This is a genomic window from Mycolicibacterium arcueilense (assembly GCF_058536225.1).
Genome location: NZ_JBZTYL010000007.1, coordinates 242,572 through 261,708, shown reverse-complemented (window position 1 = coordinate 261,708; position 19,137 = coordinate 242,572). Strand labels below are relative to the sequence as shown.

The 19,137-nt window shown below is 65.5% G+C and carries 18 protein-coding genes; 13 read left to right on the top strand and 5 right to left on the bottom strand.

Annotated elements, in window-relative coordinates:
* Positions 1-2: 2 nt before the first annotated feature.
* From AC4LGL_RS05430 to AC4LGL_RS05415, 4 genes are read right to left on the bottom strand one after another with little or no spacing between them, the layout of a single operon-like run.
* Positions 3-1,376: an aldehyde dehydrogenase family protein gene (locus tag AC4LGL_RS05430; protein WP_491837949.1), complete on the bottom strand. Its 1,374-nt coding sequence runs from the start codon at positions 1,374-1,376 to the stop codon at positions 3-5.
* 6 nt (positions 1,377-1,382) lie between these two features.
* Complete coding sequence (locus AC4LGL_RS05425) at positions 1,383-2,072, bottom strand: TetR/AcrR family transcriptional regulator (protein ID WP_491837948.1); 690 nt, start codon at positions 2,070-2,072, stop codon at positions 1,383-1,385.
* A complete protein-coding gene (locus tag AC4LGL_RS05420) occupies positions 2,062-3,471 on the bottom strand; it encodes an aromatic ring-hydroxylating oxygenase subunit alpha (RefSeq protein WP_491837947.1) in 1,410 nt (469 codons plus the stop codon). The genes AC4LGL_RS05425 and AC4LGL_RS05420 overlap by 11 nt, the downstream gene beginning before the upstream one ends.
* Positions 3,468-4,271, bottom strand: a complete 804-nt coding sequence (locus AC4LGL_RS05415) for an SDR family NAD(P)-dependent oxidoreductase (RefSeq protein WP_491837946.1) — start codon at positions 4,269-4,271, stop codon at positions 3,468-3,470. The genes AC4LGL_RS05420 and AC4LGL_RS05415 overlap by 4 nt, the downstream gene beginning before the upstream one ends.
* 134 nt (positions 4,272-4,405) lie before the next feature.
* On the opposite strand from AC4LGL_RS05415, the gene AC4LGL_RS05410 reads away from it, so the two are divergent.
* Genes AC4LGL_RS05410 through AC4LGL_RS05355 form a run of 12 tightly spaced genes read left to right on the top strand, consistent with a single transcriptional unit; the run spans position 4,406 to position 17,222 of the window.
* The gene (locus AC4LGL_RS05410) at positions 4,406-5,674 is read left to right on the top strand and encodes a cytochrome P450 (protein ID WP_491837945.1); all 1,269 of its coding nucleotides are present in this window, start codon (positions 4,406-4,408) and stop codon (positions 5,672-5,674) included.
* A gap of 59 nt (positions 5,675-5,733) precedes the next feature.
* Positions 5,734-6,540, top strand: a complete 807-nt coding sequence (locus AC4LGL_RS05405) for an MlaE family ABC transporter permease (RefSeq protein WP_491839277.1) — start codon at positions 5,734-5,736, stop codon at positions 6,538-6,540.
* Position 6,541: 1 nt separating this feature from the next.
* On the top strand, positions 6,542-7,396 hold the full coding sequence (locus AC4LGL_RS05400) for an ABC transporter permease (protein WP_491837944.1): 855 nt from the start codon (positions 6,542-6,544) through the stop codon (positions 7,394-7,396).
* Complete coding sequence (locus AC4LGL_RS05395) at positions 7,396-8,727, top strand: MlaD family protein (protein ID WP_491837943.1); 1,332 nt, start codon at positions 7,396-7,398, stop codon at positions 8,725-8,727. The genes AC4LGL_RS05400 and AC4LGL_RS05395 overlap by 1 nt, the downstream gene beginning before the upstream one ends.
* Positions 8,724-9,782: an MCE family protein gene (locus AC4LGL_RS05390; RefSeq protein WP_491837942.1), complete on the top strand. Its 1,059-nt coding sequence runs from the start codon at positions 8,724-8,726 to the stop codon at positions 9,780-9,782. The genes AC4LGL_RS05395 and AC4LGL_RS05390 overlap by 4 nt, the downstream gene beginning before the upstream one ends.
* An 8-nt stretch (positions 9,783-9,790) precedes the next feature.
* On the top strand, positions 9,791-10,912 hold the full coding sequence (locus AC4LGL_RS05385; protein WP_491837941.1) for an MCE family protein: 1,122 nt from the start codon (positions 9,791-9,793) through the stop codon (positions 10,910-10,912).
* Positions 10,913-10,925: 13 nt separating this feature from the next.
* The gene (locus tag AC4LGL_RS05380; RefSeq protein WP_491837940.1) at positions 10,926-12,032 is read left to right on the top strand and encodes an MCE family protein; all 1,107 of its coding nucleotides are present in this window, start codon (positions 10,926-10,928) and stop codon (positions 12,030-12,032) included.
* A complete protein-coding gene (locus tag AC4LGL_RS05375; protein ID WP_491837939.1) occupies positions 12,029-13,150 on the top strand; it encodes an MlaD family protein in 1,122 nt (373 codons plus the stop codon). The genes AC4LGL_RS05380 and AC4LGL_RS05375 overlap by 4 nt, the downstream gene beginning before the upstream one ends.
* Positions 13,147-14,436 (top strand): MlaD family protein, encoded by a 1,290-nt coding sequence (locus AC4LGL_RS05370; RefSeq protein ID WP_491837938.1) that lies wholly within the window; start codon positions 13,147-13,149, stop codon positions 14,434-14,436. Before AC4LGL_RS05375 ends, AC4LGL_RS05370 begins: the two co-directional genes overlap by 4 nt.
* A 14-nt stretch (positions 14,437-14,450) precedes the next feature.
* Positions 14,451-15,041 (top strand): Rv1363c family protein, encoded by a 591-nt coding sequence (locus AC4LGL_RS05365; protein ID WP_491837937.1) that lies wholly within the window; start codon positions 14,451-14,453, stop codon positions 15,039-15,041.
* Positions 15,038-15,742, top strand: a complete 705-nt coding sequence (locus AC4LGL_RS05360) for a hypothetical protein (RefSeq protein ID WP_491837936.1) — start codon at positions 15,038-15,040, stop codon at positions 15,740-15,742. Before AC4LGL_RS05365 ends, AC4LGL_RS05360 begins: the two co-directional genes overlap by 4 nt.
* Before the next feature lie 22 nt (positions 15,743-15,764).
* Positions 15,765-17,222 carry a carotenoid oxygenase family protein gene (locus tag AC4LGL_RS05355; protein WP_491837935.1) on the top strand — a complete coding sequence of 486 codons (1,458 nt, stop codon included), beginning with the start codon at positions 15,765-15,767 and terminating at the stop codon, positions 17,220-17,222.
* Here the strand turns inward: AC4LGL_RS05355 and AC4LGL_RS05350 are convergent.
* On the bottom strand, positions 17,212-17,889 hold the full coding sequence (locus AC4LGL_RS05350) for a DUF3298 domain-containing protein (protein ID WP_491837934.1): 678 nt from the start codon (positions 17,887-17,889) through the stop codon (positions 17,212-17,214). The two genes, AC4LGL_RS05355 and AC4LGL_RS05350, sit on opposite strands and share 11 nt — an antisense overlap.
* A gap of 198 nt (positions 17,890-18,087) precedes the next feature.
* On the opposite strand from AC4LGL_RS05350, the gene AC4LGL_RS05345 reads away from it, so the two are divergent.
* Positions 18,088-19,128, top strand: coding sequence for an LLM class F420-dependent oxidoreductase (locus AC4LGL_RS05345; protein WP_491837933.1), 1,041 nt, complete (start codon positions 18,088-18,090; stop codon positions 19,126-19,128).
* Positions 19,129-19,137 lie beyond the last annotated feature (9 nt).

Sequence of the window (19,137 nt, the reverse complement as noted above, 5' to 3'; positions counted from 1 at the left end):
CGTCACGCCAACCGGCGCAGTAGCCGTAATCTCTTGTCGGTGTAGGGCGGATAGAACATGGCCGTCAGATCGGGGCGAGTCGGCTTGGTAAGCACCGATTTACGGTGACTGAACTCCTCGAACCCGAACCTGCCGTGATAGGCGCCCATACCCGATGGCCCGACACCGCCGAACGGCATCTTCGCCGTCGCCACCTGAAGCAGCAGCTGGTTGATCACCATGCCGCCCGCCGGCACCCGACGGACCACCTGTTCCCGGGTCTGCTTGGACGCGGTGAACAGATACACGGCAAGGGGTTTGGGCCGCCGTCGGACGAATTCGATCGCGTGGTCGACCGATTCGACAGTCAACACCGGCAGGACCGGGCCGAAGATCTCGTCGGTCATCAACGGTTCGTCTGCACTGGGATCGACGACGACCGTGGGCTGGAGCTCCAATCGCCCGGCATCGCTGTCGCCGCCGACCACGACGTCACCGGCGGTGGCGGTCAGCGCGGCGGTCAGGCGGGCGAAGTGACGCTCATTGACGATCGGCAGCCCCGTCGGCGCTCCGGCCCGGAACTCCTCGATGGCCGCGCGAATCTCTTCCAGGAACCGATCCCGCACGGCCGCGTGCACCAGGACGTAATCGGGAGCGATGCAGATCTGGCCGGAATTCATCACCTTGATCCAGGCGATCCGCCGTGCAGCGGTCTTCACGTCGGCGTCGGCGGCGATGATCACCGGGCTCTTACCGCCCAGCTCCAACGTGACCGGGGTCAGGTGATCGGCTGCGGTCGCCATGATCTTGTGACCGATCGCGGTGCCGCCGGTGAACAGCACCCGGTCCAATCCCTGCGCGATCAACTGCTGGGTAGTGGCTCCGTCGCCCTCGACAACGGCCACCGCATCGGGGTCGAGGTAGCGCGGTATCAGCTCGGACATCAACTTCGACGATGCCGGTGCGAGTTCGGATGGCTTGAGCACCACGGTGTTTCCGGCGGCGATCGCCCCGATCGCGGGCGTCAGGGTGAGTTGGAACGGGACGTTCCACGGACCGATGATCAACACGGTGCCGTACGGCTCGTATTGGATCCAGGCCCGCCCCGGCAATTGCGTCCACTCCAGTAACCGGTGCCTGCGCCGCGTCCAGCGGCCGACATTGCGCGCTGCGTGACGGGCCTCCTTCACCGTCGCGACGATCTCGGCCAGCCAGGTCTCGAACGGTGGGCGGCGAAGATCCGCCGACACCGCGTCCACGATGGCATCGCCGTTGTCGGTCAGCATCGCGATGAGTGCCCGCAGTTGAGCGCGGCGCCAGTCGAGGTCGAGAGTCCGTCCGGTGTCGAAGGTCTCACGTAGCCGAGCGACGGTCGCCGGGAGGTCGGGTGCGGGCATCGATTACTAAGCGCCGTCCGATTCGAGGAGCAGCCTTCCGAACAACTGGTTCATCGAGTCCATGACCGCGACGTCGGTATTGGCCGCGGCGTGAGCGAAGCCGTCGACGATCGCACTGATCATGCCTGCGACGGCGACCGGGTCCAGCTCATCCGGGATCAGGGCAGCCTGTTGGCCGGCGGTCACCGCCTGCGCCAGCGTCGTGGTCATGGCCTCCGCCTGCTTGCGGAACGCCTCGGACAGCTCGGGATGGCGCCGGGCATCGATGGGTGCGGTGGCCACGAACCCGGCCAGCTCCGGCGATTCGTGGTTGATCCGCATCGATTCGGCGAGCACCGCCCGTAACAGGCCGCGCACCGAGTGCGGGCCGGCCAGCGCCTCGACCGAGCGCGCGACGATCTTGCCGTACACGTAATCGCAGACCGCCTCGAAGAGATTGCTCTTGGACCCGAAGTGGTAATGCAACGAGCCCGCGGTGACCCCGGCCATCTCCGCGATCAGATTGTTGGTGGCCGGTCCGTACCCATACTGCGCGAAACATTGACAGGCGGCGTCGAGCACTCGCTGACGGGTGTCCACACTGTCGGTGCCCGCCGGCCGGCCCGGACCCGATCGGTTGCTGGTGACCTCGCTCATGCCGCCATCATTGCGCAGCACGGTGCCCGACGGGGCGTTCGCCGACAGTTCAGTTGTCACTGGCGAGGTACCGATCCAGGTCCTGGTGGAACTGACGTATCCGGACTTCCTGGTAATTCGCCAGCGTCACACCGGGTTTGGTCATCGACCGCAGACCGCGCTGCACTCGGGGCAGATTCGCCAGGTCCTGGTTGAAGACCGCGCACAATCCACCGAGCTCGGGCGCGGCACTGTAGTCCTCATCGGCGTCGAGCCAATGCGGCGGCGCCGTCTTGGGTTTGGGCACTCCCGTCGGTAGCGGGATCAGCATCATGATGTCGAAGATGCACCGATCGGGATCGTTGCCGTACGGCCGGAACCGGTATGTCAGCGGTGCACCGACGCCCGCCCAGGGCACCATGTTCGGAAACACGAAGTACTGGATCGCATCGACGATCTCCGAATCGCTGGTGCCGGAAAGATCGGCGCCGGTGGTCTGCGCGAGATTGTCACGCATGGCCGCCGCCACGATCGGCCGGGCCGACTGACCATCGGGAACCTCGAAAGCGCCGACCCCCTCGGGGAAGAAGTCACGGAACATGGCATCGAGTACGTCCTGGGGTTCCAACGGCTCCAGGTGCGGGCTGCTTGTCGCCTGCGGCGTGATCATCCGATTGAACCCGGGCTGACCGTCGGTCCGGGTGTAGATGTCGTATTGGGTGTTGGCGTCCCCGAGATACTCCAGCAGTTGGGGGTGCGTGGCGATGACGTGGTAGGACTCCAGGAACGCCTCCATCCCCACCTTCCAATTGCAGTCGATGACCTTGGCGACGTGGATCGCCTTGAAACGGTCCTGCAGATGGAACGGCGCGAAGTGCTTCTCGAGATCGCCCAGGTAGTCCGACAGCGGAGCCGCTTCCAGGTCGGGGTTGACGAAGACGAATCCGGCCCAGGTCCCGGTCTGGGCTTCCGGCAGGGCAAACGTCGTGTCGTCGACATGCGGGAAATCCCACCGCCCGGGCACGTCGGTGAGCTTGCCCTCCAGACTCCAGGTGAAGCCGTGGAACGGACAGCGCAACTGGTTGACCCGGCCGGCGTCGTCGCACAACCGCGTGCCGCGGTGCAGGCAGGAGTTGTGGAACGCCCGGATCGCACCGGCAGCGGTACGAACCACGATCAACGACATGTCCGCGACGTCGTAGACGTGGTAGTCGCCAGGTTCGGGGATATCCTCCTCGCGGCAGGCGAACTGCCAGACCTTCTTCCACATTCGATCCACCTCGAGCCGGTGGAACTCGGTGGTGAAGTAGCGCTCCTTGTCGATGTCGGCCGACCCGAGGAACTCGTAGGACTCCTCCAGCAGTGGCGGCGGGACCTCCCGGGTGTCCTCGGCGAGCAGACTCTGCACTGTCGGCCCCGAGGACCGCGCCTCACCCGGCCTGCTCACCTCGTTGTCCGTTCTGTCGGTTGCCCGGGTCACACCGTCTCCTCTGCCAAAGCCGCTTTCAGGGGCGTTGCGGACAGCCCCGCGATGTACTGCTGGACGGCGGTCCCGATGAAGGCCGATCCGTTGATTCCCCATCCGCCGTCGACGTAGAGCACCTGGCCGGTGATGTAGCCGGCCTGGGCTGAGGCCAGGAAGGCCACCGCCGCAGCGACGTCGTCGGGTTCACCGATGCGCCCCAACGGCATCGACTCACCGATGGCCGACCGCAACCCCGGATCGGCGAACTCACCCGCGGTGCCGTCGGTGAGGACCAGGCCGGGGCCGACCGCGTTGACGCGGATACCGCGCGGCGCGTACTCGGTCGCCATCTGCTTGGTCAGGGCGACGAGCGCGGCTTTCGATGCCGGATAGATCCCGCGGCCGGCGCCACCGAGTTCGGCCAGTACCGATGTCAGGTTGACGATCGCGCCGCCGGCTCCGAACGTGTCGAGCAGCGCGCGGGTGACCAGCCAGCTGCCGAGCACGTTGACCCGCAGCACCGTGTCGACCTCATCGACGGTGCTCTCGGCCAGAGTGCTCGAGCGCCAGATACCGGCGTTGTTGACCAGCACGTCGATCGGGCCGACCTTGCCGACGTAGTCGGCCAACGCTGCCACCGACGCCTCGACGGTGACATCGCACTGGACCGCTCGACCGCCGATCAACCGCGCCACTTCCTCGGCTGCGGCCGCATCGATATCCACCACGACCACGTCTGCGCCGTCGGCCGACAGGCGTTCCGAGATCGCTCGACCGATACCTCTGCCGGCTCCTGTCACGACTGCTGTTGGCACCGATTCGCCTCGCTCTCCCGGCTGACTTCCGAGCCTTGATTATGATCCACCTCACTATTATATTGGTCCACCAATTAGTCAAGCGGACATTCAAAAGCCCCGAGCAGCCCTGACCACCAACTCTGGAGACGGCCTTGACCGACATCAGCAGCCCACCCACCGCCTGCCCGATCGCCTCGTTCGATCCGCTGGATCCGCAGACGATGCAGGAGCCGCACCCGTGGTACCAGGCGCTGCGGAGCCAAGCGCCGGTTCAGTTCGTCGCCGAGCGGGGCATGTGGTTCGTGACCTCACGGGAACTGGTTTCCGCCGCGTTGACCAACCACGAGGTGTTCTCCTCGGCTTTCGGCCTGCCGCAGATGCCGCCGCCGGAGTCGGTGGCCGCCGAGGTCGAGGCACTCAAGGCGCAGGGATGGGACATGATCCCGACGCTGTTGACCGCCGACCCGCCCGACCACCACTACTACCGACGCATGGTCGCCCGCGCATTCACCCCGCGCTTCGTCGCTCAGCGCGAACCCGGGATCCGCGCGATCGTCGACGAACTGCTCGACACGCTGCCGACCGACAAGCCGGTGGAGATCGTCGAGCAGTTCGCCGCGCCGTTGCCCTTGCGGATCATCGCTGCCGCACTCAACGTCCCCGACGATCGCATCGACGACTTCCGGCGTTGGTCCGATCAATTCGCGTTGACCATCGGCGCCGAGATCGACGATGCCGGTGCCCTCGAGCAGGCGCGCAGCCTGCTGGAGTACCAGCGGTACTTCGCCGCCGAACTCGAAGACCGCCGCACCAACCCGCAGGACGACCTGATCACCGGTCTGGTCCAGGCATCCAACGCCAACGACGACGAACCACTCACCACCGGCGCGGCATTGAGCATCATCCAGCAGATCCTGATCGCCGGTAACGAAACCTCGCGCAAGCTGATGACGGGCACGTTGCACCAACTCGGCCTGAACCCGAAGTGGTGGCGCTGGTTGCAGGAGGATCCCCCGGCCCATTCGGAGCTGCTGGTGGAGGAAGCACTACGCTTCCTCACCCCGGTCCAGTCGATGTTCCGGATCACCAAGGCCGAGGCGCAGCTCGGCGAGTACACCATCCCGGCCGGCTCGCTGGTGGTGCTGGTGTTCGGATCGGCCAACCGCGACGAGGCCCAGTTCGACGACGGCGAGGAGTTCAACCCACAACGCCCGAATGCCAAGACGCACTTGGCCTTCAGCCAGGGCATCCATGCCTGTCTGGGCGCCTCGCTGGCGCGTCTGCAGGCACGGCTCGCGTTGGAGGCCATCGCCCGTCGGTTTGGTTCCGTCGAGCTGGCTCCCGACAACGACTACGAGTACGAACCCAGCTTCATGCTGCGCGGCCTCAAGCGGCTCGACCTGACATTCCGGGCCCGCTGACCGTGCCGCACACGCCGTCGGACGCAGACGCCGCTGACACCGCAGCGACCGATCGGGTCCTGCGGTGGGGGCGGGGCTACCTGGATCGGCACCCCCTCGCGTCGCTGCGCACTGTGGGTGGACAGTGCGTCCTGGCGGTGCGCGCAGTCCAGTACCTGTTCAGCGATGTCGTGCGAGGCCGCTTCCCGTTCTGGGAATTCGTCGAGCAGGCGGTCTTCATGGCCCGCACCGCCGTGGTGCCGACGCTGTTCATCGCGATACCCATCAGCGTCACCCTGGCGGTCCAATTCAGCCTGCTGGCAGGACAACTCGGCGCCACGGCGTTGGCCGGTGCAGCCAACGGACTGGCGGTGATCAAGCAGGGAGCCCCACTGGTCGCCGCGATCCTGATGGCTGCCGCCGTCGGTTCCGCCATGAGCGCCGATCTCGGTGCGCGGACCATCCGCGACGAGACGGACGCGATGGAGGTCATGGGCATTTCGGTGATCCAGCGGTTGGTGGTCCCCCGCCTGGCCGCGGCCGTGATCGTGTCGGTGGCGCTCACCGGATTCACCTGCTTCATCGGGTTTTTGGCCGGCTACGCCTTCACGGTCATGCTGCAGGGCGGCACCCCGGGCAGCTACACCACGACGTTCTCCTCGTTCGCCACGGTCGACGACCTCGTCCTCACCTTGATCAAGGCCGTGGTGTTCGGTGTCATCGTCGCCGTCATCGCCTGTTACAAGGGACTGGACACCCGAGGCGGGCCCGCCGGCGTGGCGAATTCGGTGAACGCCGCTGTCGTGCAATCGATCCTGCTGTTGTTGTTGGCTAACACCCTGATCAGTCAGATGTACCTCGTGCTCTTCCCGAAGACGAGTTTCTGACATGGCCGCCACATACCTGCCGACCGGCGCCCGACCCGTCGTCGCCGTCGCCCGCGCCACCGAATACCAGATGGCCCGCAACGGCCACATCGTGGCGTTCTTCTTCCGCACGTTGGCCGGTATCCCGATCGTCGTCAAGAAGTACCCCCGCGAATTCCTGCGGCTGTCTTCCGATGTCACCTGGGGCAACGGGTCGATCGTGGTCGGCGGAGGTACCGCGGGTGTGGTGCTGGTGGTCGGTGCGGCCGCCGGCGCCGTGGTGGCGATCGAGGGCTACAACGCACTGAACCTGCTCGGTCTCGGTCCCGCCACCGGGCTGTTGACCGCACTGGCGACCGTGCGCGAGCTGGCGCCGATGATGGCCGCGCTGGCCTTCGCGATCCAGGCCGGGTGCCGATTCACCGCGCAGCTGGGCTCGATGCGCATTTCCGAAGAGATCGACGCGTTGGAATCCGTTGCCATCCGCCCGATCCCGTATCTGGTGACCACCCGGGTACTGGCCTCGGCAATGGCTGTCATCCCGCTGTTCGTCGTGTGTCTGGCGCTGAATTTCGTGGTGTGCCAGCTCGTGGTGTACCTGGCCAGTGGCCAGGCCTCGGGGACCTACCTGCACTACTTCGCGCTGATGCTCTCGGGCCGCGACATGTTCTTCGCGGTGATCAAGGTCGCGGTGTTCGTGGCGATCATGTCGACGGTGCAGTGCTACTACGGGTTCTACGCAGCCGGCGGCCCCCAAGGCGTCGGCATCGCCGCCGGACGCGCCATGCGGTTGTCGATCACGCTGATGGTCGTCACCAACATGATGCTCACCATGGCGTTCTGGGGCGTCGACGCCGGCGGAAGGTTGGGGGGCTGATGCCCAACCAGTTCGAGATGGACGGTCGCGGCCCCTCCGAGCGGGCCCTGCTCGTCACGTGCCTGGTGTTCCTCGTGGTCTGCGCCATCGCCGGCACCCTGATGTTCGCCAAATCCACCGGATCACTGGATCGTCGCGTCGAGATCATTGCGCGTCTGCCGAGCGTCGGTGACGGGCTGCCGCCGAAGTCCGACGTCAAATACCGCGGCGTTCTGGTGGGCGCGGTGCGGTCTGTCACGCCCGCACTGGGCGGCGGCGACAACATCGTCAACATCGACCTGCGCCCCGATCACGTTGCCAACATCGCCAATACCGTGACCGCCCGTATCGTTCCCGGCAATGCCTTCGCGGTGTCCACAGTCCAACTCGTGGACCACGGCACCGGTGGCCGGCCGATCCGCGCCGGAGACGTCATCGGGCAGGACACCACCCTGCCGACCCAGCTGTTCCAGACGACGCTGGCCAAGGTACGCGAGTTGGTCGACGCGGTCGGTCGCCCCAACACCGACCACACGCTGGGCGTGATGCGGGCGATCGCAGATGCCACCGCGGGCAAGGGATCTGAATTAACCTCGGCTGCACAGGGTCTCAACCGGATCGTGACGGAGATGAACGGACTGCGCACCGACGAGACCGGGCCGCCGACCCTGCAGACCTGGAACTCCGCACTGAGCGCCCTCGGGGACACCGCCCCCGATCTGCTGGACTCACTGCAGCATGCGGTCAAGCCGATGCGGACCGTCGCCGAACAACGCGCGGCCTTGACAGACCTGCTCACCGGCGCCGGCCACACCGTCGGAACCGTACGCACCGCCATGGACAACCATGCCGACGAACTGGCGGGAATCACCACCAACCTCACCCCGGTGATCGGGGTGCTCGCCGACCGCTCGGGGAAGTTCCCCGCCGTCGCCGTCGGCCTGCACAACGTGGTCAACGGCTTCTTCGACGAAATGTGGACGCGCACCAATCAGAAGGTGACGTTCACGTTCAAACTCGTCGTCGCGCTCGCACCGCTGCGGCTCTACAGCCGTGCGGACTGTCCCGTGTACGGAGAGCTGCGGGGCCCGAGCTGCCAAACCGCACCCGAGGGCATCCCGATCGTCGACACCCACGGCCTGCCCGATCCGCGCGCCTACGTTCCGCCGCCCGGGATCACCCTGCCCGCCCCGGCCAACTCCGCCGACGAGGTGCTCCAGAGCCCATTGCAGATAGCACCTGCCCCAGAGGAATTCGTACCAGCTCCGGCGGACCCCGCTGCCCAGGACCCCGCTCCCAAGAGCACAGCCACGCCTCCGCTTCCCGCCGAACACCCCGCGGGAACACCATGAACGCACGCGCCCGCATGTTGATCTGGCTCGCCCTCTTCATGACGGTCTGCCTGGCGCTCACCTGGACCATCCTGGTGACGCTGCGTCGGGGTGTCCAAGGCGAAACATTCACCTATACCGCGCAATTCACTGATGTCACCGGGCTCCGGGCCGGGTCGGACGTGCGGGTGGCGGGTGTGCGGGTCGGCCGGGTCGACTCGATCGCGCTCGAGGATCCCGGCTCGGGCGAGGGCACCCTGGCCACCGTCCGATTCCGGGTGCAGCGCGACCAGCCGCTGTACGGAAACACCAAGGCCTCGGTGGTCTACCAGAACATCATCGGCCAGCGGTATATCGGCCTGACCCTGGCCGACTTCGGTCGGCCCGAGCGGCTGACCGACGGCGCGACGATCCCCGTCGCGCACACCGAGCCGTCGTTCGACGTCACCAATCTCCTCAACGGATTCGAGCCCATGTTCACCCTGCTCGATCCGACGAACCGCGGAAATCTCTCCAATGCGTTGATCAACGCGCTCCAGGGTGATTCCGACTCGGTCGTGGTACTGGTAGCGCAGACCTCGCAGTTGGCGCAATCGATGGCCGGTCCGGACCAGGTCCTCGGCCGGGTAATCGACAGCCTCAACGCCGTCACCGAGAACCTGGCCTCCCGTGGCACCCAACTGCAGACCACTCTTGTCCAGATGCGCTCGGTGATCGCGGGACTCAACGCGCACCGCGACGAGCTGGTCAACTCGACGGGCTCGATCGCGACGGTGGTATCGCGGCTCTCGGCGATCACGACCGCGGTGCAACCCGACCTACACGATCTGCTGAGCCGCGAACCCGGGATGTTGTCGACGATGTTGGCCAACCGTGACGGCTGGGCCACACTGGGCTCGAATCTTCCTGCGGTGTTGAAGGGATTGTCGCGGATCACCGGCGACTCCACCGCGATGAGCGCGATGCCGTGCGACTTCAACTTCACCCTGTTCAACTTCCTCAAGCCGATCGTGCCGAGCATCGTCAACGCGGCCACGCCAGGTGGGCAACGCAAGTACACAGCGAAGTGCAGGTGATGAGTCAGATGAGCGGACCCACCCAGAACCGGTCCTGGTGGCGACGAAACGTGAAGTGGCCCAGTACCTCTGTCGACAGTCCGGCCGAGCAGACCGCCCGCCGGCGGCCCCGCACACTGGAAGACCGCAACACGGCGGTGATCGGCACTTTCGCGCTGTTGGCCCTGACCGTGGTGATCGTGGCAAGCACGGCCCTGAGCTCGATGCACCTGGGCAAACGTACCTACACCGCGGATTTCCTGCAGGCGGCCAGCCTGCGCGCCGGCGACCAGGTCAACATCGCCGGTGTCCCCGTGGGCGTGGTCGCGACCACCAAGCTGGCCGTCAACCGTGTCGTCGTAACCATGAAGCTGGACAAGAACATCCGCCTGGGCTCCGACAGCAAGGCCTCGATCAAGCTCACCACGGTGCTGGGTTCGCGCTACGTCGAGTTGCAGCCCAAGGGCGGCGGCACATTGGTCGACGATCGAATTCCTTTGAAGAACACCACGGTCCCCTACGACCTGCAAAAGTTGCTGTCTGATTCGACCACGACATTCGAGGACGTCGACGCCGTCAAGTTCGCCACGTCGATGCAGACGCTGTCGCAACAGCTCACCGGGCTGCCCACGGTACTCCCGGACGCGTTGGCCAACGTCGAGAACCTCTCGACGATCATCTCCGAGCGACGCGGCCAGATCGCCGATCTGCTGCGGAACACCGCCACCGTCGCCGACGTCCTAGGCGGACAACAGGACGATCTGGCCGCACTGGTCGTCCAGGGCCGCGAGCTCACCGGCGAGATCATCCGTCGCCGAGCGAGCGTCGAGCGACTGCTGCAAGCCGCCACCACCCTGATCACCACCGCCGACGACGTAGTCGGCACCGACAGCGCGCACATCGACAAGATGCTGGCCGATCTGCAGCAGTTCACGTCGATGCTGGGTGACCATGACGCCTTGCTGCGCAACCTGTTCCAGATCATGCCGGTGGCCATGCGCAACGCCGCCAACGCCACCGGATCGGGGCCGTTCTTGGACTTCATGTTGCCCGGCGGGCTGATGGTGGATTCCTGGATGTGTGCCATCAGTGGCCGCGCCGAGCAGTGGAAATGGCCGGAGCGTTACCAATACTTCAAAGACTGCGAGTGAGGCCCGGATTGCCATGACACGCAAGACCGCAATCGTGACGGTACTGATCACCGTGGTGGCGCTCGCCGTCACCGGCGCCTACCTGCTACGTCCGGGCCCCACCGCACCGCTGCGCTTCACCGCCCAGTTCGACAACGCCATCGGCCTCTACGTCGGGAACGACGTGTCGGTGCTGGGCCTGCCCGTCGGGCGGGTGACCTCGATCGACAACCGGGGAAACCACGTCGACATCGGCATCGAGGTCGATCCCGGCACCAGCATCCCGGTGGGCGTGTCGGCCGTCACCGTCGGAACCTCGATCCTCACCGACCGGCACATCGAACTCACACCCGCCTACTCCGGCGGCCAGCTCCTGGCCGAAGGAGCTGTTCTGGGACCGCAATCGACCAGAACTCCAGTCGAATTCGACCGGGTCCTGAAGATGGTGGACAAGCTCGGTGGTGCGATGGGTGGCGACGGCAAAGGCGGCGGGCCGTTGACCGACCTGATGTCGGCCACCTCCGCGATCACCTCCACCAGCGGACCCGAGATCAAGAACGCCCTCGCCGGGATGTCGGATGCACTGCGCACCGGCGCCGACGGCGGCGCCGCGACCAAGCAGAACCTCGAAGCCATCGTCACCAACCTCAGCAAGCTCACCGACTCCGCGGCGCGCAACGAGGGACAGGTCCGTGAATTCGGCACGTACGTCCGCCAACTCACCGACCTGCTGGCAGCCGAGAACGTCGGCCGGGGCGATACCGGCCGACGACTCAACGGCCTGCTCAACGAGCTCAACGAACTCCTGGGCCACAACGGCGACAACCTGAGGAACAGCATCGCCAGCAGCGCCAGGCTCAGCCGCGCCCTCGTGGACTACCGCCGTGAACTCGCCGAGGTGTTCGACGTGGCACCGTTGGCGATCGACAATGCGGCCGCGGCCATCGACATGCAGAACGGAATGCTGCGCGTCGGTGCCCATTTCGACAACGTGTTCTTCGACAGCTCGATGACCAAGGAAGTCTGCAACATCCTGGGTCTGCGCCAGTTGGGCTGCCGCACCGGATCCATCAAGGATCTGGGCCCCGACTTCGGGATGACCACCATGCTTGACGCGATGACCAAGCTGGAGGATCGATGAAGCCTGGCCTCCAGATCGGGCTCGCCACCCTGGTGGCGACTGCGACGGTCGGATGTTCTGCCGGAGTGGAGCAACTGCCTCTTCCCGCCCCCGGGCTCAGCGGTCCGACCTATCAGCTCGACGCGGAATTCTCCAACGCGCTCAATCTCCCCGACCGCGCGAAGGTACGTGTCGGTGGTGCCGACGTCGGCGAGGTGGTCGGCATGAGCGCCAAGGACTACACCGCCGTGGTACAGATGCGCATTCTGGACGGAATACATCTTCCCGAGGGGACCACAGCCGAATTGCGTTCGGCCACACCACTCGGCGACGTGTTCGTCGCCCTCACGCCGCCCGCACCGGGATCAGCCGGCACGAAGCTCCTGACGGACGGGGACCGGATCGGCCAGCAGTCCACCACCGCTGCCGCGACCGTCGAACAGGTGCTGGCCACCACGTCGCTGATAGTGAACGGCGGCGTGATCCGGAACCTGACGCGAGTGCTCAACGGTGTCGGCGGGGCCCTCGGTAAGGACGGCGAGGGACTCACCAGCCTGATCCACGAGTCCCGTGCGCTGGTGTCCACGATGGCAGATCGCTCCGACGAGATCCGGACCATGCTGGATCAGACCGCCAGGCTGGCCGACGACCTCAACGCGCGCCGCGACACCATCAACGACGTCCTGGACACCGCCACACCCGCACTGCTGACCCTGGCGGACAACACCTCCGCGATCGTGGACCTGGTCAACGAGATCGGTGCGGTGACCGCGCAGTTGCAGAAGTTCCCGGCCATCCAGGGCACCGACGCCCGCAGCTGGATCCACGACCTGAACATCCTGTCGGCCGCCTTCAACGAGGCCTCCACCGACCCCCGGGTGACGATGGCCAACTTCCTACGGCTTCTTCCTGCCGCGCTGAAGTTGTTCGGCAGCAACGCGGCCGCCGCCGATGTCGACCTTCAGCAGATCGCGATCGGCCACATGCCGGACATGAACCACTACGCCGACCCGGGATTCACCGGTCCCAAGATGGCCAACTGGGACAACATGGTCGGCTCGATCCGCTTCGTCTTGACCCAGCTCGGCGACCGGGTGTGGGGCCCCGGCCGCGGACAGATCTGGGGGCCGCCGAGATGAGCCTGCGTACCGCACTGAACCCCCTGTCGGCCTTGGCCATTCGCTGCGTTCAGTTCATCTCCGCGCGAAAGCTGGTGCTGTCAGTCGTCGGTCAGCTGCTCCTCGTGGTGGTAGGGGTCGCGTACCTGACATTCGGCGCCCTGCGGGTGAACCCGTTCGATCGCCAGATCACCGTCAAGGTGGACCTGGCCGAATCCGGCGGACTGCTCGCCGGCCAGGATGTCACCGTCCGGGGGATCCCGATCGGCCGGGTCAAGTCGGTGGACGTGACGGGCAACGGGGTGGTCGCCACAGCGATGATCGACCACAGTGCCCGTATTCCTGTGCTCGACACCGGTGTCCGGGTTTCGGGGCTATCCCCCGCCGGAGAGCAGTATCTGGACTTCGCCCCGCAACGCACCGATGGCCCGTTCCTGTCCGACGGAACGGTGATCGACCGCAGCCAGACCGAGACCCCGGTCCCGCTGTGGCGTCTGCTGACCAATGTCGACGGCGTCCTCGCCCAGGCCGACGCCGATCAGATCCGATCGGTCATCGACGAACTCGGCGTCAGCGAACAGGGGCCGGAGAAACTGCGTGAACTGTTCAACGGTGCCCAGGTGTTGCTCAACACCCTCGACGGTGTGCTTCCGCAGACCATGACGTTGCTACGCAGCAGCCGCACGGTGTTCACGATCATCGACGATTCCTCGGGCGGCCTGGATGCCGTCTCGCACAACCTGGCCGGAACCTTCGACGGCATCGGCGAAAAAGACGCAGGCATAAGGACGTTGCTCGACAGGACCCCGGACCTGCTGAAGACCGTGGATTCCGTGATCGAGAACAACTCGCCCACCATGGTGCAGTTACTCGGCGACCTGACAACGGTGGCGCAGTTGTCCCAGGTTCGGGTTCCCGCGCTGGACCGGATGTTCAACGACGAGCGACCACCGCTGCTCGACGGCATCCGCTCACTGATGCACGACGGGGCGATCTGGGCGATCGCCGATATCTATCCCCGGCCGGTGTGCGACTACCCGCACCCGCGGGACGTGCCGTTCATCCCGAACTATCCCGAACCGTACCTGTACACCTACTGCCAGAACCAGGACCCCAATCTCCTGGTCCGTGGCGCCCGCAACGCCCCACGCCCGCCCGGCGACGACACCGCCACCCCTCCGCCCGGCCTGGACCCACTGCGCCGCGCCGACCCGACACCGATAACCGAACACAGCATCCAATTGCCCTATGGCGGACCGGCTCTCCCCCCGGAGTCTCAGCCGCATCGCCAGGGTGGGCAGTGGTAGGAGAGAGGAGCACCATGAGCACGGAACTGGCTGAACGCGTCGACAGCGAGGACACCGACGAGCCCGATGACACCGAGACGCCGGGCTCTGCCGCGGAGGAGCCGGAGCCCGTCGTCAACCACAGCACGTGGCGACGACGTCTGATTGCCGCCGCGATCGCTGTGCTGGTGCTGGCGCTCGGCGGTGTCGGCGGATTCTTCGGCTGGCAATACGTCGGCGAGCGACAGATCGCGAATGCCGGTGCCGCAGCGTTGAATACCGCGAACTCCTACGCGGTGACGCTGACTTCGGTGGATACCGGCAATCTGGATGCGAACTTCGCGGCGGTACTCGACGGGTCCACCGGCGAATTCCACGACATGTACGCCAAATCCAGCAGCGAACTGCGCACGTTGCTGATTGACCACAAAGCGACCGGCCATGGTGTGGTCGTGAACTCTGCGGTCAAGTCGGCCACCGCCGACGAGGTGGTGGTGCTGCTGTTCGTCGACCAGACGGTGACCAACACCGAGGTTCCGGACCCGCGGGTTGATCGCAGCCGCATGGTCATGACCATGCAGAACATCGACGGCCGCTGGAAGGCCGCCAAGGTGGAACTCCCATGACCGCGTCCCAGGAGGTACCCGTGACCACTGCCGGCATCAAACCCGGTCCGATCGCCGCACTGCGCGACGAGTGGCTGATCCATTCCATGATCAAGCGCGTCGGCGACCTGCCCGAGACGGTGTTCCTGCCGATGTTGCGGATCGTCGCCGACAACCGACCGGCGGTGGAAAGTCATTGGGCCACAATGGTGGAGCGGCGTAAACGTCGACGTGGACTGTTCGAGAGCCCCCAGCACTCCTGGCGGCGCCAGTACGGCCAGTTCGTCGCTGAGCTCGAGTGGGTGACCGCCGAGCTGCTACGAGACCTGCCGTTCGAAGCAGTGGAGGAGCTGGTCTCCGACGCCGTCGCGCGCAGGCTGCGGCATTGGCTCCGGTTCCTGCTGCCGATGTTCCACGCAGTCAAGGTCGTACCGAAAGCCTGGTACGCACGGGTGATGGACATGGGCGTCGGCCTGTCCACCTTCCTGGTGGGGCCGATCCACCGCACCGGCGAGGAACCGGACGGGACGCTGGTCTACGAGATCCCGGAATGCGCAATGCATGTCGTTGTCGGGACCAACACCGCTCAGCAGAACTCCTGCCGGATGGGCTGTAAGGCCGCCTGCGAAAAGGTCTTTCATTCCGGTGGGCCCATGCCGCTCGAATTCGATCCCCATCTCCCGGGCCTGGGCTGCACCCTGCGCGTCCGCACTGCCCACTGACCCGACACGAAGGAATCCCCACATGACCAGCGTCGACAACGACCCCATCCAGACCTATGCCCCGCTGTACGAGGAGTACGACTACACGATCGACGACGTCACAGGCGAGTTGCCCGCCGCCCTCCGAGGGACGGTGTATCGCAACGGCCCCGGCAAGATGGAGGCCGGCGGAGCGCCGCTCGGCCACATCTTCGACGGCGACGGAATGCTGACCATGTATTCGATGTCCGACGGTGTGGTCCACTTCCGCAACCGGTTCATCCAGACCAAGCACTATCAGCGTTCGGTCATTTCCGACGGGGCACCGTTTCGCGCCTTGGGCACCATGCGCGACGGTGGCCTGCTGGCCAACGCTCTGCGGTTTCCCGCCAATGTCGCCAACACCGCCGTCGTCATGAACGCCGGAAAACTCCTCGCCCTGTGGGAAGGTGGCCGGCCCAACGAACTCGATCCCGACACCCTGCGGACCAAAGGTGAGTACGACTACGACGGTGAGCTCAAGTGGCTGGGCGCGTTCTCGGCACATCCCAAGTGGGACTGGGATACCGGCGAGATGTACAACTTCGGAATGGCGATGGCGCCGGTCCCGAAGCTGATCTGCTACCGGGTCGACCGCAGCGGCAAGATGCACAAACTCGGTCATGTCCGCCTGCCCGGACCGATGTTCAACCACGACATGGGCCTGACCAAGCGGTACCTCGTCTTCGTGATCCCGCCGCTCGTATTCCCGCTCAAGAAGTTCTTCGGGGCGGCTTTCGGTTTGCTCAACTACATCGACGCCATCGAGTACGACGCCTCGCTGGGCACCACGATCGCGTTGGTGCCCCGCGACGGCGGCAAGCCGCGGATCTTCCACACCGACCCGATGCTGCATCTGCATTTCGCCAACGCCTACGACGACGAGAACGGCGACGTCGTGGTGGACGTGCTGAACTACCACGCCACGTGGGAACAACTCAACGGCCAGCTCGCCGGCGTCGAGACCCTGATGGAAACCTCCACGATGCCCTTCGGGGGTCTACCCACCCGGGTCCGAATCCCCCGATCAGGACACGTCTCGATCGACGAGTTCTCCGGAGTCCACGGTGAATTCCCGATGATCAACGTGTTCCACATGGCCAAGCCGAATCGCTACTTCTACATGTCGGCGGCCACCGACGGCAGCTTGTTCCCGAACGCACTGTCCAAGATCGACAACGAAACCGGCAAGGAGACGATCTTCAAATTCCCCGACGGTCACCTGCCGCACGAGGCGATCTTCGCTGCCCGGCCCGACGCGATCGAGGAGGACGACGGCTGGCTGATCGAACCCGTCCTGGACGGAATCAACAACACCGCCAATCTGTCGGTGTTCGATGCAAAAGACATCGAAGCGGGGCCCGTATACGTCGGCCGGTTGCGGCACCATCTGCCGCTGAGCTTCCACGGCTGCTACACCCCGCGGATCGCCCAGCCGCATTCACCGTCGGTTACGCGGTGATCACCTGGAACTCCGGGGCGATCAGGTCCCGGAGTTCCCCCCAGCCGACGGTGATCACCGGCAACCCGCGGCCGAACTGCCAGTCCGGGAAATGCAGTTCGACACCCGCGTCGGTGGGGATCCAATACCGGAAGTTGTCGTCGACCGGGGCGACCTCGCTGCCGAACTGCCACACCCCCGGACGACTGGGCGGCGCGTAGACCGTCGGGAGGATCCGCTTCGTCTGGTCGGACAGCCGCGCAAGCCCCGCCTTTTTGTCCGTGAACAGATTGTCCCAATCGATCAGAATTCCGCTACGGCAGTCGAAAACTCGGGTCGCCACTGTGTGGAACGGCATATTGGGCTGATCGGAATTGTATTCGCCCGTGAACAGCGCAGAAATTGTCACCGGCCGCTTGACGACATGCCCATCGATATTCAGTGTCCACGGATTCGTCTTCGTCGCACTCGGCTCGTACGTCGCGACCTGGCCACGCGCCTCGGCATCGATCACCTGGTTGACCTCGTCGGCGATCGCGCCGTCGCCGCCACCTATCCGCTCGTAACGAACACTCCAGTCGCCCAATCGATCCGAACTCTCACCGGCGATGGTGTCGGCGACGGGTACATACGGAGCGCACGGAGGTTCCGACGCGGCTGTACCGACACCCGAGCCTAGCGTGGCCACGCCCGCGCCGACCGTGACAATTCCAAGAATTCTCGTGAGCATTTCGAACCCCCGCGCACGCATCGGTTATTCTAGTTCCGGTTACCGCAAATCATGCCACGCCATAATTGGGTTGCGGGGGTGAATTGTTGGCCTTTCCACGCAATTCACGAGATCCCTTGATTTTACCCAACCAACTGGTTGGTGTAGTCTCTCGCCATGCGGACAGGCATCTTCCTGAGTTATGCCGGCGGCTTCAAAGAGGCAGCCGACCAAGTCGTCGAGCTGGAGAAGGTGGGCGTCGACATCGCCCTCGTCGCCGAGGCGTACTCCTACGACGCGATCAGCCAGCTCGGTTACCTGGCCGCCAAGACCTCCACCATGGAGCTCGGCACCGGCGTGGTGCCGATCTACACCCGCACGCCGGCCCTGATGGCCATGACCGCTGCCGGTGTCGACTATGTATCCGACGGCCGGTTCCGCCTCGGTATCGGCACCTCCGGACCGCAGGTGATGGAGGGATTCCACGGTGTGCCGTTCGACGCGCCGCTGGGCCGTACCCGCGAGGTGGTCGAGATCTGCCGCAAGGTGTGGCGGCGCGAGAACCTCGACTACGACGGCAAGTACTACCAGCTGCCGCTGCCGGCCGACCGCGGCACCGGGCTGGGCAAGTCGCTGCACCTGATCAATCACCCTGTGCGTGAGCGCATTCCGATCATCATCGCCGCCCTGGGCCCCAAGAACGTCGAACTGACCGCCGAGATCGCCGAGGGCTGGCAACCGGTGTTCTACCTCCCGGAGAAGGCCGACGACGTATGGGGCGACGCCCTGCGGGCCGGAACCGCCAAACGCGATCCGGAGCTGGGCCCGCTGGACGTCATGGTCAGCGCCAGCCTGGCCATCGGCGACGATGTCGACGACCGGCTGGCCTGGGCGAAACCCCAACTGGCGCTGTACATCGGCGGCATGGGTGCCCGCGGACAGAACTTCTACCACAAGCTGGCCACCCGGTACGGCTACGGCGAGGTCGCCGACCACATCCAGGACCTGTTCCTGGCCGGCAAGAAGGCCGAGGCCATCGCTGCCGTCCCCGACGACCTGGTGCGCAACGTGTCACTGGTCGGGCCGAAGGGATTCGTCAAAGAGCGGCTCGCCGCCTACGCCGAGGCCGGGGTGACCACGATGCTGGTGCATCCGATGGCCACCGACACCGCCGAGACCATGAAGTTCTGCGAGGAGCTCGTCTCGCTCACGAGCTAGGTCCCGCCG

Excerpts from the sequence above, each read along its gene's own strand:
- AC4LGL_RS05375 (WP_491837939.1), top strand. The coding sequence starts at position 12,029 with ATGAAGCCTGGCCTCCAGATCGGGCTCGCCACCCTGGTGGCGACTGCG.
- AC4LGL_RS05395 (WP_491837943.1), top strand. The coding sequence starts at position 7,396 with ATGCCCAACCAGTTCGAGATGGACGGTCGCGGCCCCTCCGAGCGGGCC.
- AC4LGL_RS05355 (WP_491837935.1), top strand. The coding sequence starts at position 15,765 with ATGACCAGCGTCGACAACGACCCCATCCAGACCTATGCCCCGCTGTAC.
- AC4LGL_RS05365 (WP_491837937.1), top strand. The coding sequence starts at position 14,451 with ATGAGCACGGAACTGGCTGAACGCGTCGACAGCGAGGACACCGACGAG.
- AC4LGL_RS05385 (WP_491837941.1), top strand. The coding sequence starts at position 9,791 with ATGAGCGGACCCACCCAGAACCGGTCCTGGTGGCGACGAAACGTGAAG.
- AC4LGL_RS05430 (WP_491837949.1), bottom strand. The coding sequence starts at position 1,376 with ATGCCCGCACCCGACCTCCCGGCGACCGTCGCTCGGCTACGTGAGACC.
- AC4LGL_RS05370 (WP_491837938.1), top strand. The coding sequence starts at position 13,147 with ATGAGCCTGCGTACCGCACTGAACCCCCTGTCGGCCTTGGCCATTCGC.
- AC4LGL_RS05360 (WP_491837936.1), top strand. The coding sequence starts at position 15,038 with ATGACCGCGTCCCAGGAGGTACCCGTGACCACTGCCGGCATCAAACCC.
- AC4LGL_RS05400 (WP_491837944.1), top strand. The coding sequence starts at position 6,542 with ATGGCCGCCACATACCTGCCGACCGGCGCCCGACCCGTCGTCGCCGTC.
- AC4LGL_RS05390 (WP_491837942.1), top strand. The coding sequence starts at position 8,724 with ATGAACGCACGCGCCCGCATGTTGATCTGGCTCGCCCTCTTCATGACG.
- AC4LGL_RS05345 (WP_491837933.1), top strand. The coding sequence starts at position 18,088 with ATGCGGACAGGCATCTTCCTGAGTTATGCCGGCGGCTTCAAAGAGGCA.
- AC4LGL_RS05380 (WP_491837940.1), top strand. The coding sequence starts at position 10,926 with ATGACACGCAAGACCGCAATCGTGACGGTACTGATCACCGTGGTGGCG.